Genomic DNA, 17,817 nt, shown 5'->3' with positions numbered 1-17,817 from the left:
GCCTTTGGCTGGCACGTTGAGGTCGACGATCGCCTTGTAGGGTGCGATTGGAAGTTAGTCTTGGTTGCGACTGAGAGCGTAAACCCAGGCATCGCCGGGGGGCGGTACGAAGAAGTATCCGCCCCCGGTCGTAAGGGTATATTTCTCCATGGCCTCCCCTCGAAGCCTGCGTTGAACCTCTTCGAACCCTTTTCTCAAATCTCGTTGAAAACAGCTGAAAATTACACCCTGATCGTCCGGTGGGCGATGATAGTTGTAGCTTCGCCGGACCATGGGAGGCGGACTCCCAGGATCTGGTGCCGCTCTGCGGACGTGGGAATCCAAGGAGGTGAGCTTGCCATGAGGGTCGGTCGAGAAATCTGCTCGATCTGTGGCGGGAGTACCATCCAACCATTGACCGTCCCTTCGACGGCCCAAGATGCGCTCCTGTTCGGACACAGGGTCCCTTTCCCAGAATTCGACCGCGAGTCTCACAATACGCACCACTTGATAACTTCCGCCGACAGCCCATTGAGGCTCTCCACTGCCGTCCTGCACTATCGCACGCCTGTAGATCTCGTCTTCTGCGGCGGGGTTTCCGTACCCTTCAGTGAAGTGGAAAGGGTTCCGGCTCAGCCCTACCCCTCCCTCACTCCTGTTATCCGGACGACTCCCCTCGACGCACCAGATGACCTCGCATGAAAGCTCATTCAGAACACGATCTGACGCATCCCGCACGGCTGTCGCGGAGGTACCTGTAATCTGCACCAGCAGGTCTCCGTGGGACTTCTTAGGATCCAGCAGATCACCTGGAAAAGATGGCATCATTTTGAGATGGAGCGGCTTTTCCTCTTGAGAGAATACCCTTTCCCCTAGAGCCAGCCAGGCATGCACCTCGCGACTGCCGACCGAGGAGATGGCACGGTGAGCAGATGCGAGCGTTGACGCCTTCCCGGATCCTCCATCAGGTACAGAGAGTGAAATGAATTGCGCATAAGGCATGGGCTTCAAGCCCTGCAGGGGGGCGAGGACCGCTTGTGATTGACTCTCGGCACCTCGCACAGCAGCGACTCCCGCAGCGGTGAGGGTGCACGCGCCCGCCATCATGGATGCTTGCAGAATCTTCCGTCGGGTGATTCTCACCTGGGGCGCCGGCGCCGCTTTCCGATCCGTCACATTTCTCCCTTGGCTGAAGCAGTATCGACCTTCCAAGTCTCCCTAGGAAAATTGTCGGTCGGGGCAGAATTCGGCTTCTGCCGCCTCTGCGACCGAGAGGCTAGTTGCCGTGGGAGCCTCTCACGCGTGTCGTTTTGATGTTTTCGATGGCATCGGCGAGGGCCTGACGCAGGGCCGATTCCTCCGCGGTGAATCTTCCGCTCATTCTGCGGGACGCCTCGTACGCCGTGATGAAATCCACCCAAGCGAAATACACCTTCTCGAGTTGACCGCTTGTCGTTTGGGAGAGTATGGCCAACTCCTCTGCGGACGCCCTTCGCTTGACCTCCGACCCGATCCAGATGCTGAATCGGGAACTCTCGCTCAGAAACTGTCCGACCAGTTCAACGAGATCGTTCCCCAGGGCCCCACTGGAGAGCATTCTAATTGGCAAGTCGATTCTGGGGATGCCTGTCGGAGTGCGAATCTCGGGGGGCGGTGACCACCCAGGTGGTAGATCGTCCATCCATTCCCAGCCTTCAGGCAAAGACATCTCTTTACTCTTTTCCCAGGTGCCATTTCATCCATGCTGCCGGAGTAGCCATCTCGTTATTTCCCTGCTCGATCCTCCGACGGGAACTCCTGCCGCTCCGCCTTGATGCAGCACTTCTGCACAATAGGTGATGCAGCTTCGGAATTCTTCGTCATAGGCGCCTAGATCTTGCCCGAGGGTCACGTCTTGCCAGGAGCGGGCGCGTCCCGCGTTCGGGAGGGGGATCCGGACGTCCACCCTGAAGTCGTTGAGTTCTCCGTCGAATTCCTGGGCCACTGCTCGGGTCCCGGGCACGCCGGCCTGCTCGGTGTGAAGGATGTCGTCGCCGTGGCGCACGGTGATGGATGCGTGCCCGGCTGTACGGTCGAGGTGGACTATTGCTTCGCCGGCGGGGCCGCAGTTGTGGGTCAGGACGGAGGTTGTGCCGGCCAGCACGTAGTAGGTGTGAAGGTCCTCGACGGTGAGGTTGTAGACCTGCGCGGGCCGTGTCCGGTGTTGAGTGGCTGCGATCTGCACCCATGTGCCGGCGCTGGTTTGAAGCCACTGGCCGGCTTTGAGGTCGCCTGCCTCAACCCATTGGCGGAGGGCAGGGATCCAGAAGGGGTGGCCGTCGGTGGCCGTGAGCCGGTCTGTCGTGGCAGGTGAGGAGCTGTCGGGGGCGAGGGTGATGTCGACGAGTCGTTTGTCGCCGCCGCCGCTGACCAGGGTGGTGACTTGTCGTGGTCCGGTTTCCTGGGTTTCGGGACTGGTGGCCAGGACGACGTCGCCGGTGGTGACGTTCTTGATGGGTTTGGTCGTGCCGTCTGCCATGAGAACGGGTGTGTCGCCGGTAAAGCTGTTCGGCGTGGTGCATCCGACTCTTGCCCCTGCTTTACCTGCGATTCCTCCGCCCAGCATGCCGGTGACACAGCCCAGCGCGGCGGCTTGGCCCACTTGCCCCCAGTTGACTTTTCGGCCGGACAGGCGCTGAGAGAGCCAGTCCAGTCCTCCGTCGACCACACCTCCGGCAAGGCAGCCGGCGATGAGGGGGTTGTTGCCGGAGGGATCGGTGTAGGTGGTGGGGGCGGAGAGAGCGTATTGGTAGAGGTTGGCGCCGCCGGCGTAGCCGATCGGGTCTCGCGAGATGAACCGTCCGCTTTCAGGGTGGTAGTAGCGGTTTCGGTAGTAGAGGAGACCTGTGTTGTCGTTCTCTCGGCCTGTGAATGTGTAGGGGTTGGTGGATTCAACCCCGCTGGTTGTGGGTTGTCCGTAGGGGTCGTAGGTGTAGCGGGTGGTGATGGCGCCGCTCTCGTTCGCCAGCCCGACGACTGTGCCTAACGCGTCGGTGAGGTAGATCTGAGGCTGGCCGTTCTCGACACGGGTGAGGTACTCGTCCAGTCCGGAGGTGGTGACTTCCGCCGTGGTCTGTGTTCCGTTGAGTTCGGCAAGCGGGTTGGATCCGTCGGTCAGGTACCTGTGTGTCGCGCCTTCGAGCGTCCTGGTAGTTCTGGTGCCGAGTGGTCCGTACCCGAAAGTCGATTGTTGTCCGCCTGTCCTGGTCAGGCTTGTGAGCTTGTTTCGGGCGTTCCAGGTGTACGTGTTGTGGCCGTCGTTGGTGAGTCTGCCTTCATCGTCGTAGGTGAAGGATCGTCCGTTGAACGTGGTGAGGCGGTTGTCTTTGCCGAAGGCAGCGCCGTTCTCGGCTGCGGGGATCGCGACGCTGGCGAGTGTTCCTGTGAGACTGGTCTGCAGTCCGCGGGCGTCACGGCTGTAGGTGAGGTGGCCGATGCTGCTGGTACCTCTGGCGTAGGAGATGGCGTTGATCCCGCCGGTCTTGTCGTAGTCGGTGGTGCGTGCGATGCCTCCTGGGAGGTTCGCCGTCTTCACTCGGCCTACCGGGTCGAGGGCGAAGGTGATTTGCTGCGTGCCGGCGTTGATGCCTGTGAGTCTGCTGGAGGCGTCGTAGCTGTAGGTGGTGGTCGTGCTGCCAGCGGTCATACGGGTACGGCGGTCTATGGCGTCGTACCCGTATGCGACCGTCCCGGTTGGGCCGGTGGTGGAGATTAACCGGCCGTAGATGTCGTAGGTGTCGGTCTGGGTTCCGGCCTGGCTGTCGACGATTTCCTTGAGTAGGTCGTTGTCGTAGTAGCCGTAGGTGATGATGGACTCGGCCTGGCCCAGGGCGGTGACACCGTACTGGGTCCTGGTGGGGCGGCCCAGGAGGTCGTACTCGGCGAGTGCTGCGGAACCGGATCTGTTGGTTGTCTTGCGTATGAAGCCTGCTGCGTCGTACTCGAACGACGCTCGTGCGCCCAGTGGGTCGGTGGCTGACTTGGGGCGGTCGGAGTCGTCGTAGGACCAGGTGGTGGTGTTTCCGCGGGCATCGGTGAGTGTGGTCAGGTTGCCGTTGTCGTCGTAGCCGAGCACGGTTGTGTGCCCCAGCGGGTTGCTGATCTCGCGTGTCTGGTTGAGCACGTCGTAGGTGACGGATGTCCGTGAGCCCGCCTGGTCGGTGAGGACGCTGGGTCGGCCGGCCGCGTCGGTGAAGTGCTTTGTCACGCGGCCCTCGGCGTCCTTTACTGATGCCAGATCGCCGTGTCTATAGGTGTACTCGGTGGTGGCGTCCGAGGCGTCGCTGACTGTCTTGGGCTGACCGTTGGCGCCGAATGTGTAGGTTGCTCGCCGTCCTGCTGGGTCGGTTATCGACTCGAGGTTGCCGGTGGCGTCGTAGCTGAAGGTCGTGGTGTTGCCCAGGGAGTTGGAGGAGGCGGTGGCCTGGTCGTAGGGCCCCCCGAAGCTCATTGTGCCGGTGCTGCGGGCATGAGCCGTGCCGGCCAGCTCTACTGCCTTGGTCACGTGCCCCTGGGCGTCGTAGGTAAGTTCGGTGCGTTGTCCGTGCGGGTCGATGATGGCGGCGATGCGGTGGTTCGGACCTCGCTCATAGATCGTTTTGCGTGCCAGCGTCGTCCCGTATGCGTGGGTGTCGCTGACGCCGAAGCCGCTGGCGTCGAATTCGACCCGTCGGACGGAGCCTCCCGGCTGGGTCACTTCTGTTGCTGTGACCTGTCCGGTGCCGGTGAGCGTGTAGGTGAAGGAGTACTCCTGCCCTTCGGCGAGGACTTGTTTCTGCACCCGGCCGTCGCTGTTGTACGTGTTGGTCATGTAGACGATGCCGCGGGCGTCCCTGGCCGTGGCGATGCGGTTGGACGTGCCGGCGTAGGTGTAGGAGCTCACCTTTCCGGCTGGGTCGGTCACCGTCTCCAGGCGGCCGGCAGCATCGTAGGTGTAAGACGTTGTCCGGCCTGCGTTGTCGCGTGCTTGCGTGACACGGTGCTGTGCGTCGTATGTGAAGGAGACCCAGCGGCCGCCAGGCGTGGTGACACTGGTGATGTCGCCTTTGGATCCGTTGGAGCGGGTGATTCGCAGGGCGTTGCCGTGGCGGTCGCGGACCTCCTTCAGCGGGCCGTACCACGGGAAGATGTAGTCGGTTCCGTCTTTCAGCCGAAGGTGCCAGCCGCCCGGTCCGTGTTCGATCTTGGCACCGTTGAGGGCTGTCGGTGTTCCCTCGGGTTCGAAGACTGCATCGCTGTAGCTACCGCCTGGTGACGTACGCACGAAGTGCACCTTCTGCCCACCTGGGATGTACAGATCCACTTCGGTGTAGAGGCGCCGTGAGTGGAGGTACATGTTGTAGGACAGGTCTCGGCCGATCCCGAAGGCGCGTGAGCGGGTGTCGCCCTGCCAGTAGGTGCGGCTCACTTCGGCCGGCTTGAGCGGGTCGGACACGGCAAGATCGGTACGTTCGTCGGTGAGCAGGCCGGTCTGCAGGCTCACGGGATCGCCTGAGAGCCAGTCAAGGATGTCGGCTACGGACGGAATGTCGAACGGGATCGCGTCTGAGACGCTGATCATGGCGCCGTGGAAGGCCCATACCCGGGTTCTGTCGTCGGGCATGACCTGCTTGCCGTCAGCGGTGACGGTGCCTTGGCCATAGGTGTACCAGCCTTTGCCTTCAGGATCGTAGGCAAGGAAGTCGATGCGGGCACCAGGGGCCTCATCGGTGTAGTTGGGGTACACGATCTGGGCGCCTGCAGGGAAGGTGTACGTGCCGCCTGGCTGCACCGTGAAGTAGATCGGAACGACGCTGTCCTTCGGCAGCGGGAACGGGGGGCGGTCTACAGGGATGGCTGTGATGCCGAGTTCTGTGACCGGCCTGCCATGCTCGTCTCGTACCACAGAGCCCTTGGGGATGCGGACTTCCAGTCCCGGTATGTCCGGGGTGGACAGAGTGATGTTCGTCTTCGCGGGCGCCTCGAAGGTGACTGTGTTCTTCGTATCGAGGGGGCTCATCCAGATGGGGAAGCCCAGGTCTGTGCTGTGTCCGGCGGTCGGGCGGACATGAATGTCGTAGCGGCCATACTTTCGTTTCGGGGTGCTCGCGGTTGCACCGTCCACGATCAGTGTGCTCGCGGCCGAGTTGATGCCTGCGACGAGGAAACGGCCCTGGCTGTCGGTGCGGGATGTCTTTCCTTCGATGCGCACGGTGACGTTGCGCAGTGGTTTGCCGTCCAGCTTGAGTACGTGGCCGGTCAGGGCGGTGACTCCGGGAGGAGCACGGAGTCCGTCCGGGGTCTTCGGGGCCGCGGCGTGGCCGGTGTTCCAGTCACGGCCTGCAAGATTGGCCGTGGTGGGGTGCCAGGTGTCCGGTCCCGTCGGAACAGCGCCTGTCTTCTTCTTGGCCTTCTCGGTCTGGTCCTTCTGCTGTTGCTGGAGGGCGTCGCACTGGGCGGCGTGCACGTTGAGCCAGTCCGGCATCGGGACGAGTAGCTGGCGCTCTACCCTGTTCAAGAGGCATACGAGCCCTGTCGGGGGCTCAGGCACGCTCGTGGTAAAAGTGCGGGACACTCCGGTGGTTGCCGTTGCGGCTTTGAGGGAGAGGTTGACGCTGCCCGTGGCCAGGCTGCTGGGGTTGATCTGTACCCGGTAGTTCCCGGTCTCGGCGACATTGGTGAGCGCGATCGCTCCGGATGCTCCTGCGGATACGAGACGGTTGCTGACCGGCTTGGCACCGGAGGGGGCCACCACGGTCACCGAGAGACTCTTGGTGAACGTGTTCGCCGCAAAGGCCAGCGAGAGGTTGGCGCCCGCCTGGGCGCTGAAGGACGTATGGATGTTCTGGCCTGCGCGGGTCGCTGAGGCCTTTGCTGCGGGGCCCCCGAGCAGCAGTGCCACCACGGAGGTCGGCTTCGACAGCGTCAAGGTGACCTTGCCGGTCTCCAGGCGTCTCGCCGTCACACGCACGGTGTAGGTGCCGGCCGCGGTGAGCGCACTGCTGTCCCATTCGCCGTCGCGTCCGACTGCGGATGTGAAGCTAGTGATCTGTTTGCCGTCCGGTCCGGCGATCGCAATCGTCGCGTACTGCGGAAGCGTGGTGGCGGTGGAGGCCAGGCTGACGTAGTCGCCGGCGGCCGCGGTGAAGGTGGCGATCCCGTCCTGACCAGGACGCTTAAGTTCCAGAACCGTCGGCGCACTTGTCGGCGTAAGCGCGCCGGCCTGAGCGTAGTGGGAGACCGTCACCTTCATGGTTCCCGTGCCACCGGCATCGGGGTCACAGCGAAGCGTGTACTGGCCGGTCTGCGGCAGTGCGTCGATGTCTACATATCCGCTGTCTCCCTTGGGAGTGGGAATGTAGGCGTCTCGCGTCCGGTCGGGCAGGTAGAGGTAGCAGCGGACGTATGTGGCCATCGCTGTGGCATCGACGGCTATGCTCAGTGATTCACCCTGAGTGGCGGTGAACGACCATGTTCCGTCCTGTCCCAGCCGGGTCAGGGCCGAATTCGCTGTCGGCCCGTCGAAGGCCAGCGTGCCGGTGGCCGATTTGGATAGCATGACAGCGACTGAACCTGTGTCGCTGGTCCGAGGGTCGATGATGAATTGGTAGGTGCCTGACAGGGGCAGGTCGAGGACCTCCCAGTCGGCTGACACACCGAGGAAGTTGCTGGCGTCCACGGTCACGCCCTGGGGAGATACGAGGCTGATGTCGGCACGGCTCGAGAAGGAGGATCCTTCCAGGCCGAATCCGATGTCGTCGCCTCGCTCGGCGTCGAACAGGATCCTGGTCTTGCGCTCGGCGACGGTGACCGCGACTTGCGACGGGTCCGGATCAGTCACAGAGGCCCGCATCGTCATCTCGAACGATGCCTCCTCGGTGCCCTGGGTAACAGTGAAGTCGACTGGTGCAGCAGCGGCACCGTCCGGTGTGCTCAGCTCCAGGCGCCCGGTTCGGGCGTTGGGCGGGACCTCGACCCTCAGGGAGGTGGGGGTGTGCTCCTTGACGACGGCGACCAGGCCGTTGAACCTCACCACGTTGTCCGTTGCTTTTGCCGCGAACCCCGATCCGGTGAGGACCACTTCCGAACCGAGCCCACCGGAGGCCGGCTGCATGGCCGTGATGGTGGGGCCGGATGAGGCGACTGTGAACTGCTCCGCTGCTTCGGCAGTCGAGCCGCCTTCGGTCACCGTGACTTTCCCGCTGCCCGCCCCGGACGGAACGGTTACTGTGAGTCGCGTTGCCGACGCCGATGTGACCGTGGCAGGTATACCGCCGACCGAGACAGCGTTATTGGCCGCAGTGGGCGAGAACCCGGTCCCGGAAAGAACGATCGTGGCTCCGGGAGCAGCGCGCACGGGCACCACGGACAGGACGGACAGCGAGCTGGAGGCGAACCTGTCGATTCCCAGCCGGTTGCCGGCCGCATCGTAGCGGTAACGCGCGGTTTCACCCTCGGGATCGGTGACGCCGACCAGGCGCCCGGCAGCATCATGGGCGTAAACGGCATTGGACGTGGTCGGGGCCTGAGCCGCCTGAGCGGCTCTTCGTACCTCGGTCCTGCCGGGACCTGCTTGCGCAGGCAGCACAGTGCCCTGCTTGACAGCGTTCGCTGCTGCCTGGGGCGGACTGGGTGAGACCGCCTGAGCAGACACTGTTCCTGCTACGACGGCCGAAGCCAGCGCAAGCCCGAGAGCGAAGCGCCAGCGTTCTAAAGACAGAAGATTCCGGAACCGTTCGCTGCGCATGCGCACCGCGCCCTCCCCCGAGCGACACCGGCGGCCCCTGCGGCCCGCCATACCCGCACTCCCCATGCAAGGCGTCACAAGTTACACACAGCAAGCGCGCATCGCTGCGAATCGAACAAACTCGGCTCAAAGTCTCGTACGGCGTCCGCCGCACCGTCCGGGCACCCGGTGCCCCGTAGCCGCTGGTCCCCCTTCCCCGAAGATCCCAAGATCCCAAGATCCCAAGATCCCCGACAGTGTCGCTCACTGATGGACATCGCCTCGGAACTGCCCGCCGTCGTCATCAGCCGACTGCTCGGATTTGAGCGGAGCACCGGCGATAACTGGACCCGCGAGAGTCAGGGCTACGGTGCCGAGTACACCGCAGACATCATCCGGCGGTGGACAGTCGCCTTTTCCCCCGGATCGAAGGCATCGTCGATGAGCATGAGGACTTGACGGAGTGAGTACACGATCAAGCCATTCCCGCCGCGGTGGATCAGGGGAGGAGATGTCCAAGACCGGGCCCGACACCTCGCCTCCGTATGTCAGGCAACCGAGCGTGCTGGCGCCGTAGTCCAGCGCTGTAGATCATTCCGGTTGCCGACTCCCTCTGATGGCTCTTGGTGGATCTGCCTGTTTCGTTGATGCGGACCTTTTCAGGCCGAGGAGAGAACAGCTCGTGGTGTTCCTGGCGAGCGTTGCTGAGGATGGCGGTGCGCGAGGGGCTCACGGGATACACCTGGCCGGGGGAGGCCGGGTGCAATGTCGGCAGGCGCCGCACGTGGCTCTTGCGTCGTACCGAGCCCAGTGGGGCTCTTATCCAAGGGAGGGACTTCCGAATGCATCGCATAGCGAAGCTGGCTGCCGTCGTCGTTGCCGCGGCGGCCTTCAGTGCGCCCGCCACAGCCCAGGCCGGGTGGTCTTACATTTACAACAGCTTCAGCTACGACGAGCAGTACATTCACGTGTCGTGGGGCAAGGTCAGGGTGTGTGACTTCGACAGGGATGGCAACTCCGTCAAGGCGCACTACACGCGTGACGACGGCGTGTCGCGCAGCATCCATGAGGAACGCGGTTACGACAACTGCGACGGCAGCGAGGCCAGCGTCACGAACCGCGTGACCAAGCACCGCTCGCAGCAGATCCGTGACTGGGCCACCGACCCGTACGGTCCCTGGGTGTACCGGGTCTGATCGACCAGGTAAGACACCGCGCCGAGCCGATGCCTCTCATCAGAGGGCGTCGGCTCCGCGCCGCCCGGCGTAGATAGAGGATATGTGAGTACCGAGTTGCACAGCCGGAAGACGGCCGTGGTGGAAGTCCAGAACCTGCGTTACAGCATCGGCGATCGTCGCCTTCTCGATGGCCTGACCCTCAACGTGCCTGCCGGGTCGTCCGTTGCGGTCACGGGCCCCAGCGGTTCGGGGAAGACGACGCTCCTGTGCTGCCTGAGTGGCTTGATCAGCCCCTCCTCAGGTGTGGTGCGCATTGGTGGTGTCGATATCACGCAGGCATCCGCAGGTGAGCGTGCCGCCGTGCGACTGCGCACTGTGGGGACCGTTTATCAGTTCGGTGAACTGATCCCAGAGCTGTCCCCGCTGGAGAACGCGGCCCTGCCCGTCCTCCTCGCCGGCGGCAGCGCAAAGGGTGCGTACGCCGACGCCCAGCAGCTGCTGGACGAGCTCGGTGTGCAGGGTGCGTCGTCCAAGACGACGGGAGCGCTATCGGGCGGGGAGCGCCAGCGTGTCGCCGTCGCGCGGGCGCTTATTGGCAAGCCCTCGGTGATGCTGGCGGACGAACCCACTGGATCGCTCGACCAGCGAACCGGGGACGTGGTGGCCGACCTGCTGTTCGGGCTCCCTGCTCGCTTCGGGTGCGCTTTGATCGTTGTCACGCACAACCCGCAGATCGCAGACCGCGCCGACCGCGCCCTTGAGCTGGCGGAAGGCCGGCTGATCGCCGACTCGGGGGAGGCCAGGTGAACAGGCATCTGACGATGCTCCGTCTGGGACACCGCGTGGGGCGGGCGAGTGGTGCGTCCGGACTGGTGCACCGCTTCGGGCTCTTCGCCGCATCCTTCCTCGTCCTCATGGTGACCTGGAGTCTCCTGGCGGTGGATGCCAGCCTGGAGGCCAGACAGGAGAGGCAGGATGCCCGCTCTCCGGTCCTGACCGACCAGCGGCAGGAAGCCGTGGCCCGATGGCTTGAACGTCCGGACTACGCGGATGGCGAAGCGGTGTCCGTGATCTTCACCGAGCCTCTGAGCGCCTCCGCTGTCCCTCCCCCCGGCCTTGACCGGTGGCCTGAGAAGGGCGAGGTGTTCCTGTCCCCGCAGGCTGCCAGGCATGCCGACGGGGTGCTCGTCTCTCGCTACGGCACCATGGCGGGAACCATCGGGCGGCAGGGCCTGACCGAGCCCGATGAGCTGCTCGTCTACACCCGCTCCCCCATTGAGGGGATCTTCGATGAGACGACCCTTAAGACCTTCATCTCCGGCTTCGGGCGTCCGGGATCTCAGTTCCTCGACTATTTCACGGTCAGTCACCAGTTCGAGCGATCCCCGGTGGACTTATGGGTGCTGCTGCTGCTGTTCACGGTGCTGCCGGCGACAGCCGCTCTCGTAGTCGTCGTGCGCGGTGGCTCGGAGCTGCGGGATCGCCGTATCTCTATGCTCGAAGCCCTCGGTGCTTCTCGCCTGTCGCGCCTCCTCGTGGTAATCGGTGAGGCCGCTGTCCCCGTGGCCGCGGGTTCATTGCTGGCCACGGCCACGGCCTGGTCGACGACTCTCTGGGACATCCGCCTTCCCTTCACCGGGCATACCGTCGCCGCTGGCGATCTGGCCCGTGTACGCCCCTGGCTCCCCGTCCTCATCGTGGCCACGGCCGCACTCATCGCGGGCGTCAGCGCCCTGCGGTACGCCAAGCCGCCCAAGCGGACCTCCACGCGCCCCCAACAGATCAAAACGGCATCGGGCCGGACGACCTGGATCCTGTGCGGGGCGGGATCCACACTGTGCCTGTACGGAACATGGCGAGCGGACGGTCCCGGCAGGGTCGTGTTCTTCTTGGGCGCCGTGCTCGTGCTTGGTGTCCTGCCCAGCCTCGGGGGACGTCTGTCCGGTGCGCTGGGTTCGGCCATCGCGTCTTTCTCCGTTCGCCGGAGTGGCCCCGCGGGTCTGATCGCCGGACGGTGGCTCGCGGCCCGCCCGGTCGTCCTCGCCGTGCTCAGCGCATCCATGATCGTGGGACTGGGGCTGACAACACTGGGGCAGGTCGTTACCAGCCAGCTCGCAGGACCGGAAATCGTCGCCAAGCAACTGGCTGGCGCAACGGACCGAAACGCGATCCTGATCAACGCATCCGGCGACCCCTCCCGGTTCGACCGGCTCCGCAAGGACCTCCCCGGACAGCCCTCGGTCCTCTTATTCTCGGAGAACGACAAGGTCGTGTTCTCCGGCAACTGCACGTCCCTGGCCTTCTTCGGCCCGATGACAACCTGCCCCAGGAAGAGAACTGCACTAACCGGTGTCATCAAGAACATCGGACCTGGACCGCAGAGAGCGCTGGCCGTCCTCGGGCTCACCCCGGACAGGGTGAATGTCACGTCCAGCCACCCGGGCATCACGGATCCCGAGAAGGTCTCGCTCGTCGTCTTTAACACGGCAGGCGACGCGGGAGCCGACCGTGTCTGGGAAGCCGCCTATCGCACCCTGGGCATGCCCATGCTCAACGTACCCGTGGAGGCCGGAATGCTGGGGGCACAGGCACGAGCCGGATACGTCAAATGGGTCCTGGACGCGGCGCTCATCGGCCTTGCGGCCCTCGTCCTTGCCGGGGTGGTGGGTGCAGCATCCGTCTTCGACGACCAGGCCCGTGGTCTCGGCCCGATCGCCTCGTTCCGCAACGACCGACGTTTCTACGTGCAGGTCGCCTTCTGGAACCTTTCTGTCCCGCTCGCAGTCGTCGGCGTCGGAGCCGGTGCTGCCACCTACGTGCTCGGACAAATGCTCCTATCTATCGGCGACGGCGGCGAACTTTCCGCTGGCCTCGTCGCCACCGGCTCCCTTCTCATCGCCCTCGGCGGCCTCGTCGTCGCCGTCGTCTGCGGTGAGATCGCTGTGCGCCGCGCTCGTACGTGGCGTCCCACCGGCGATTGACGCGCGGGCGCGGTGCCGGAAGCGCTCCTGGCGGTGGCCTACGCAGGCTGCCTCAACCAGGCGTTCGCGAACGTTCTCGGGTGGGGGAACCTCGTCGCACAGTCCATCGAGACGTCCGTGGAGATCAGCGCCGAGCTCGGTAACGGCAGCGGAGCCCGGGGAGCATCCACATCACCATGCGGGCCGCAGTCCCGGGCATCGGACCGGATGCCTTCCAGGGCATGGCCATGACGGCGAAGAACGGGTGCATGATCTCGTGGTTCCTCAACGTCGAGGCGACCTTGGACGCCGCGTTGGTGAACTGGCCTGCCGGCCACGCCGAGGCAGGAGAGACCGGCGTGATGCGCCCGGCAGGGCAGCCGGGCGCATCACCGGGCAGGACACAGAAAGTGACATGCGCCAGGAGCCCCGTCGAATCTGCCTCATCCGAGGCCCGGAAGACGGGCACGGGTGCCGGGCTCTGGCCGGCGCAAGAGCAGCCGTCGGCCTGCGCGACGCAGCGGCCGGCTCAGCCGCCGGGACGAACACCGCGTCTGCATCGCCGGCCCGCACGGCAGGGCCGAGCCGCCTGGTGACACCCGGCGGCATCGGCGCTGAGCCCGTCGGGCACCTGTCTCAGGCTCGTGGCCCCGCCGGGGCCAGGCCCGGTTCCGGCGGATGTACGGCACAGGGGTGCCGCAGAGCGGCGAACCGCACGGGGCCGGGCGGCGCTCCGCCCCGGGCGCTCCGCGGAGCGAAAGGCGGCGGCCCGCCAGCAGCGAAAACGATCCTTCGGTATGTGACCGGCCCCGCCCCGGGGCCGCCGGGGTGCGCCAGGGTTCGCCACCGCAGCCGATCCGGTCAAGTCCACTGCGCTATCAGGCTGTTGTCGCCGCAGTCGTCAGACTTGATTCGTGCGATCACCACATCAGAAAGAACGCCCTTTCGAGGGACGGCGCTCGTGAAAACGGCAGCCTAAGATCGGCTGCATTCCACGCATCCATGAAATTTCATCGGGCCTCAGTGGCCTGCGCCGGAGTGTGTCCGGAGCCATGGGGCCGTACGGCCGGGTGCGTGTACGTGTGGTGACGGCAAGCGGCGAAAGGAACGAAAGTGGAAGGCTATGCGAACGGGGTTGCGGGCGACAGCATCCCTGGGGTGCGGTGGGTGAAGAGTTCCGCGAGCAATCCGGAGGGCGGCAACTGCGTCGAGTTCGCCCGGCTGCCGAACGACGAGATCGCGGTGCGGAACTCCCGGTTCCCGGGCGGGCCGGCACTGGTGTTCACCCCTTCGGAGATCAGTGCGATGCTCGTCGGGGTGAAGCGGGATGAGTTCGACCCCCTGATCGTCTGAAATTGGCCGCTACAGGCTTGCGGCCGCCCTGGCGGGGTCTCAATCTGAGATCCTTACGTTAACAACGTCGGTTGGCCAGGGAGTTGCGGTTGTCAGGCGGTCAAGTCCTTTGGGCTGTCGGAGGCGGAGAGGACTCGGGTAGTCATCTGGCCGGCGCGGGAAGGGTGGTGGGTGCCCACCTGCGCCGGCTCCGCAAGGAGCGGGGGCTGCGCCTGGTGGACGTGGTGGAGGCGGGCCTGGTCGGTTCCGCTCCGACTCTCAGCCGTCTTGAGAACGGCGAATCTCCCCTGAAGCCGGACCGGCTGCTTTCCCTGGCGCGGTTCTACGGCGTCACTGATGCCGCGGAGCTGGAGTCTCTGGAGCGTCTGGCGAGCCGGTCGCAGGACACCCATTGGTGGGAGGAGTTCCGGGACGCGATCCCGGGCTGGCTGGAGCGGCTGATCAGTGTGGAGGCGTCGGCCCAGGAGATCCGCACCTACGAAGTGCAGTACGTCCCGGGTCTCCTGCAGAGGCCCGAGTACGCCCGGGCGCTGATGAAGCACGGCCTGCCGGACACTTCCGTCGAGGATGCCGAGAGGCAGCTCGCCAAGCGTGACCGTGCGGTGCGCGTGCGACAGACCAGACGGGATGTGCTGTCCGACGCCGGGGCGCCGGACTACTACGCCTTGGTGGACGAGGCTGTTCTGGCGCGGCCGGTAGGCGGGGCTTCTGTGATGCGCATGCAGTTGCGCGAGCTGTACAACCTGGAAGAGAACATGGACAAGATCCATATCCGGGTACTGCCGTTCAGTGCCGGTGACGAAGCGATGGCTCCCGCCCCGTCCATCACCTATCTGTCGTTCCCCGCGCACCGGGAGGTGGACATGGTCTACCTGGAGGTCCGCAACGGCGGCAGCTACCTCACCAACCCTGAGGACGTGGACAGGTACCGTCTGGTCCTGACGTCTTTGTGGTCCAGGGCTATGGACCGTACCCAGACGCTGGAGCTGCTGGACAGCTACATCGCCAAGCTCTCCGACTGAGAGCTGCTCGGGTTCATCTCTTGCGGGCGACGCCGCCGTAGACGGTCCAGGTCCGGTCGGCGGGCCGCAGGCTGAGGCCGGCCGCCGGCCGCCAGCGCGCAACGTCGCCAATCGGGCCCCCGAGGGGCTCGAGGCCGTCGAAGAACCGTGCGACGTCGGCGAAGGAACGGATCTGGGCCCACTGCTGCCCGGTGAGTTCCCGCATGAGCTCAGACGCTTCCTCGTTTGATGCGTGGTCCTCACCCGCGAGATGGCTCAGGACCAGCACGCTGCCCGAAGGGAGCTGGTTGATCAGTTCCCTCACATGCCGCCAGGGATTGCGCGTATCGGCGATGCAGTGGAGGACGGAAGTGAACAGCACCGCCACGGGTGCGGCTCGATCGAGCATCCCGGCCCGCTCGCTGCGGTCGAGGATGGTGCTGAAGTCGAGCAGATCGGCATCGAGAATCAGGGTGGAGTCCCCGTCGAGCATCATGCGCGCGTGGGCCAGGACGACGGGATCATTGTCGATGTAGACGACGCGGGCGTCTGTGCCCGCGCGGCGGGCGATCTGGTGGACATTCTCGCGGGTCGGCAGGCCACATCCATGGTCCAGGAACTGGCCGATCCCGCATTGAGCGCTCAGATATCGGACGGCCCGCTCAAGGAACTCACGGTTGATACGCGCCAGTTGAGGCGTGTTCGGCGCCAGGCCCATCAGGCGTCTGACGGCATCCCGGTCGGACTCGTAGTGGTCGTGTCCGCCGAGCAGGAAATTGTGGATGCGAGCATCTCTGGCCTGGGTTACATCAATCACCGTCGCGCGCCCCCGATTGCCATCACCCGTCACACACCTGTCCGGCAGATGTCTGCCCGGCAGGCTCAGGTCAAGGCCCCATGCTAGGAGTTACGCACCCCGCGATCCACCCCGAACCGTCAGATTCATATGCCTCTCAGGAGTGAAATAGCGGTTCGGTGCGCGGTGCGGCTGCGCGGGCGCACGATCAGCTCAGGACTTCGCGGGCCCTGGGCTCGAGGGCGGCTGTGCCGGCTCGCAGGGCCTGTTTCAGCAGCCATGTGAATTCTGCCGCCTTGCGGCCCATCACCTCGGCAGCCTGTTCGACCGGCAGCCCGAGCCGGTAGTGCAGGAGCACCGCGTCTGCCTGAGTCGCGGGCAGGACCCGGTAGGGGCCGGCCGATGCCGAGTCACGGCCCGCCCGGCTGGAGAGCAGGCGCCAGGCCAGGGCGGACGGTGAGGGACTTTGCAGGACCTCCATCCAGGTCATGGCCAGATCTCCCAGTACCGCGCCGACCAGGGCGTTCGCTGTGTGCGGGTCACCGGTGCGCACGATGGCGTAGCGGGTGTACGTGTCCATGTGGCGCATGCAGAACGCGGCGAACGCGGCCGGCAGGCCGATCTCCAGCGCTTGTTGGCTGCCCGTGAGGCCTGTCGCCGTGGTCTCGCGGGGCTGCGGGACTTTCACGTAGGTCCTGCCCGCCCCGGCTGGGTATGCGAGGGGGCGTGTGGAGTCGGGCCCGTGAAGGTCAGATGAGGTGTTCTGCACCGGTCACCTCCTGTGAGGAAAGGAAGGCGCTGGCGACCAGGAAGCTGCGGCGGACGTCCTCCCACAGGTCTTTGACTTGATCAGGGTCGCCTTTGAGTTCGTGCACGATCTTCCGTGTCGCCGCCCAGTCGGGCACCAGCCCATCGTCGAGTACGGCGGCGAGGGCGCCGTGGTCGTCCAGGATGCCGCCGGTGGCCTCTTGTCCGGCGGCCCACTGCAGGCCGCGCAGAGCATGGTGAAAGCGGGCCAGGGACGCGGCTGCGGAACGTCTGGGCGACCGCTGGATCTTGCGGGCCCATTCCCACAGGATGCGGAACTCCTCGGGCCGCCCGCCTGCCGCCGTGACCACGGTGAAGACCACAGGCCAGTCCGGCACGCGATGCCCGGTCACCAGCCGCAGGACGCACGCGGAGGACAGGTCCGCCTTTGTGGCCGTCTCCTGCACGGTGACGCCGCGGGTGCGTAGCAGGGCGGAGACGGCGGCGCCAAGGCGACCGCTGTCTGCGGCGGGCGCCGTCCTAGTCTCACTCTCTGCGGGTGCGGCGGTCTGCGCCTCGCAGAGGTGGTCCTGACCATTCGTCGCCGGCGGCGGTGTCCGGCTCCACATGGCCCGTGCGGCTGCTTCACCGACGTGCACCTGGCGGGCCACTTCGCTCCAGCCCATGCCTTTGGCGCGGGCGTCTTGAACAGCCGCACCCAGGTAGCGGGCGGCTTCTGCGCTCAGCGCCAGAGCCAGCCCGGCCAGTTCTTCAAAGTCGCTGCCCCGTCGCTCTGCTTCGGCCAGCTCTCCTGCCAGAGCCTGCAGGCTCAGCGCCACCCCGGCTCCCCGCCGCAGCGTGTGCGCCAGAGGCGCTTCCGTTGTGCGCCGGTGGCTGCGCACGCGCTGCGCACGGCGACGGCATGCGTCCTGGCAGTACCGCCGCGGCCTTCCCGGTCCTTTGAGCCGCCGGAAGCGGCGTCCGCACAGCGAGAAGGCGCACCGGCTGTACTCGTAGCGCTCGCCTTGTCCTGCGCGCGCCGAACTCTTCGTCATGTGTC

General features: G+C 65.4%; 11 protein-coding genes. 6 read left to right on the top strand and 5 right to left on the bottom strand.

The features are described 5' to 3' along the window. Positions 1–54: 54 nt before the first annotated feature. Both ACIGHB_RS31185 and ACIGHB_RS31180 read right to left on the bottom strand, forming a co-directional pair. Positions 55–981 (bottom strand): Dyp-type peroxidase, encoded by a 927-nt coding sequence (locus ACIGHB_RS31185; protein WP_399917873.1) that lies wholly within the window; start codon positions 979–981, stop codon positions 55–57. Positions 982–1,714: 733 nt separating this feature from the next. Further along, complete coding sequence (locus ACIGHB_RS31180; RefSeq protein ID WP_399917870.1) at positions 1,715–8,743, bottom strand: RHS repeat-associated core domain-containing protein; 7,029 nt, start codon at positions 8,741–8,743, stop codon at positions 1,715–1,717. Between the two features lie 249 nt (positions 8,744–8,992). On the opposite strand from ACIGHB_RS31180, the gene ACIGHB_RS31175 reads away from it, so the two are divergent. From ACIGHB_RS31175 to ACIGHB_RS31150, 6 genes are all read left to right on the top strand, one after another. Beyond that, on the top strand, positions 8,993–9,181 hold the full coding sequence (locus tag ACIGHB_RS31175; RefSeq protein WP_399917757.1) for a hypothetical protein: 189 nt from the start codon (positions 8,993–8,995) through the stop codon (positions 9,179–9,181). A 383-nt stretch (positions 9,182–9,564) separates the two neighbouring features. Further along, on the top strand, positions 9,565–9,918 hold the full coding sequence (locus tag ACIGHB_RS31170) for a hypothetical protein (RefSeq protein ID WP_399917755.1): 354 nt from the start codon (positions 9,565–9,567) through the stop codon (positions 9,916–9,918). Positions 9,919–10,002: 84 nt separating this feature from the next. Next, on the top strand, positions 10,003–10,707 hold the full coding sequence (locus ACIGHB_RS31165; protein ID WP_399917754.1) for an ABC transporter ATP-binding protein: 705 nt from the start codon (positions 10,003–10,005) through the stop codon (positions 10,705–10,707). Next, complete coding sequence (locus ACIGHB_RS31160) at positions 10,704–12,881, top strand: hypothetical protein (protein ID WP_399917752.1); 2,178 nt, start codon at positions 10,704–10,706, stop codon at positions 12,879–12,881. The genes ACIGHB_RS31165 and ACIGHB_RS31160 overlap by 4 nt, the downstream gene beginning before the upstream one ends. A gap of 1,092 nt (positions 12,882–13,973) precedes the next feature. Beyond that, entirely contained in the window at positions 13,974–14,213 is a 240-nt protein-coding gene (locus ACIGHB_RS31155; RefSeq protein WP_399917751.1) for a DUF397 domain-containing protein, read from the top strand. A 167-nt stretch (positions 14,214–14,380) separates the two neighbouring features. After that, positions 14,381–15,235 (top strand): helix-turn-helix domain-containing protein, encoded by an 855-nt coding sequence (locus tag ACIGHB_RS31150; protein ID WP_399917748.1) that lies wholly within the window; start codon positions 14,381–14,383, stop codon positions 15,233–15,235. A 13-nt stretch (positions 15,236–15,248) separates the two neighbouring features. Here the strand turns inward: ACIGHB_RS31150 and ACIGHB_RS31145 are convergent, their stop codons facing one another. From ACIGHB_RS31145 to ACIGHB_RS31135, 3 genes are all read right to left on the bottom strand, one after another. After that, complete coding sequence (locus tag ACIGHB_RS31145) at positions 15,249–16,064, bottom strand: SAM-dependent methyltransferase (RefSeq protein ID WP_399917746.1); 816 nt, start codon at positions 16,062–16,064, stop codon at positions 15,249–15,251. A 154-nt stretch (positions 16,065–16,218) separates the two neighbouring features. Beyond that, a complete protein-coding gene (locus tag ACIGHB_RS31140; RefSeq protein WP_399917745.1) occupies positions 16,219–16,698 on the bottom strand; it encodes a hypothetical protein in 480 nt (159 codons plus the stop codon). 61 nt (positions 16,699–16,759) lie between these two features. Further along, positions 16,760–17,596 carry a hypothetical protein gene (locus ACIGHB_RS31135; RefSeq protein ID WP_399917742.1) on the bottom strand — a complete coding sequence of 279 codons (837 nt, stop codon included), beginning with the start codon at positions 17,594–17,596 and terminating at the stop codon, positions 16,760–16,762. Positions 17,597–17,817 lie beyond the last annotated feature (221 nt).

Origin of the sequence: Streptomyces sp. NPDC085460, assembly GCF_044541975.1 — a bacterium.
Classification (GTDB): domain Bacteria; phylum Actinomycetota; class Actinomycetes; order Streptomycetales; family Streptomycetaceae; genus Streptomyces.
The sequence above is the reverse complement of the archived record's forward strand: the minus strand, read 5'-3'. Positions and strand labels throughout refer to the sequence as shown.